General features: G+C 46.1%; 1 protein-coding gene and 2 pseudogenes. All 3 read right to left on the reverse strand.

Features of this window, described 5'->3' with window-relative positions; genetic code table 11:
* Positions 1 to 395: pseudogene (locus HMPREF1028_RS12735) on the reverse strand (transposase); the annotation flags it as partial.
* A 243-nt stretch (positions 396 to 638) separates the two neighbouring features.
* A complete protein-coding gene (locus HMPREF1028_RS12740; RefSeq protein WP_009313174.1) occupies positions 639 to 1,313 on the reverse strand; it encodes a hypothetical protein in 675 nt (224 codons plus the stop codon).
* A 210-nt stretch (positions 1,314 to 1,523) separates the two neighbouring features.
* Positions 1,524 to 1,909, reverse strand: a pseudogene (locus HMPREF1028_RS12745) (IS630 family transposase); the annotation flags it as partial.

Consider the following 1,909-nt stretch of genomic DNA (forward strand, 5'->3'; position numbering starts at 1 on the left):
TTTTTTCGGTCAGTTGGCAGTTAATCAGTTTGAGCAATTCGGACAGGGTGTCGTCTTGCGCCAGCCAGTTGCGGTAGCGGCATAAGGTGCTGTAATCGGGGATGCTCAGTTCGTCAAAAACGGCAAAACAGGTTGAAATCGATGCGGGTGATGAGGCTGTGTTCGAGTTCGGGATCGGAGAGGCTGTGCCATTGTCCGAGCAGGATGGCTTTGAACATGGACAACAGGGGATAGGCGGGACGGCCGCGGTGGTCTCGGAGGTAACGGGTTCTTTGACGATTCAGGTATTGTTCGATCGGCTGCCAATCAATCACCTGATCCAACTTCAATAGCGGGAAGCGGTCGATGTGTTTGGCGATCATGGCTTGTGCGGTTTGCTGGAAGAAGGTGCTCATGGAAAATCCCCTAAATGTCTTGGTGGGAATTTAGGGGATTTTGGGGAATTTTGCAAAGGTCTCAGATTGAGGGTGCATCAAGTTTAAACTGGTAGGGTGTTGCCCTCACTTCAGCTCGCGGAGAGGCATTTTCTAAAGTGTTGAAGCACCTTAAAAAATCGGTTTCGTACGATTTGTACTGTCTGCGGTTTCGCCGCCTTGTCCTAATTTAAACTTAATCGACTTAATCGCGTTATTTCCGTTTTACAGGAACTTGGCGGCAAGGTATCCGGCAGCCACCAAGCCGAACATGGCAAGAATACCCAATACGCTGATCAGGATATAAGTGTTCTTTTTGGATTGCAAAGCAGCCAATTGGGGATCTTCACCCAATTCTTGGCGGAGTTTGCTTTCCAGTTCTGAGCGGATTTGTTTGCGCAGGAGTTTTTCTTCACGCTCTTTTTCAATTTGCAGCTTATGGGCGATTTCCGCTTGTTTTTTATGCTCAAACGCCACCCGTTCCTGCCATTCGATGCGCTTGCGCTGGATGATTTGCTCGGTTGCGCTGGCAAGGTGGAAATGGCAGACGGGACATTCCGTCGCCTCGTGATCCTCAATCAGGGTCAAACATACGGGACACTGGCGGATTTCAGGAGCCGCTTCTTCCTGTTCTTCACCGCTGAGATTCAGCTCCAATTCCATCGATTGGCGGACGATGACATCCAATCCCAAATAATTGAAATATTGTTGGGCGTTTTCACGTTCGTCTTGGGTGCAGTTCTCGGCAATAATGGCTTGCGGACGTTCGGCAAGCGCTTGAACCAAATCTTCGGCTTCTTTTTCCGGCAGATTATCGTACAAGCAGGCGTTGATGCGCTCGCGATCGACATCCGGCGGATAAGAAACATAAACGTCGTAAAGTTTATCTTGTTTCTTCATTGTGATCCCATGAGATATAAAATCCTGCTTTGTTATTTGAAGGCAGGTATTTAGTGTCGGTTTTGTTATAAAGTATAGATTATTATTCGTCTATTTGTCTTAACCGAAGGATAAAGGGTATTTTATTCGGCTGAAATAGTATAAATGCCCGATTCTGACCGATTATAGTATATTAATGAATATTACCAAATGGAACTATGAATTATATAGTCAATTAAAATCAAAATAGGACAGTAATGCATCGTCAAATCGGGCGTAATCAGACAATACGGTTCGCAGATACCGCTTAATATTCGCCCACACCTTCTCAATCGGGTTGAGCTCAGGTGAATAAGGTGCAAGAGGTAATACCTTATGTCCCCATTTTTCCGCCATTTCCCGTAAGACACCCATACGGTGAAATCGTGCATTATCTAAAATAATCACCGATTTTTGAGTCAATGCGGGCAGTAGGCATTGCTGAAACCACGCTTCAAAAAAGACTCCGGTCATCGTATTTTGATAAACCATCGGAGCAATCAGCCGGTTGCCGACTTGTGCGGACACCAGAGATAAGCGTCGGTATCTTTTTCCACTTATCTGCGCTTTCACTATTT

The sequence above is a fragment of the Neisseria sp. GT4A_CT1 genome (genome assembly GCF_000227275.1).
Lineage (GTDB): Bacteria > Pseudomonadota > Gammaproteobacteria > Burkholderiales > Neisseriaceae > Neisseria.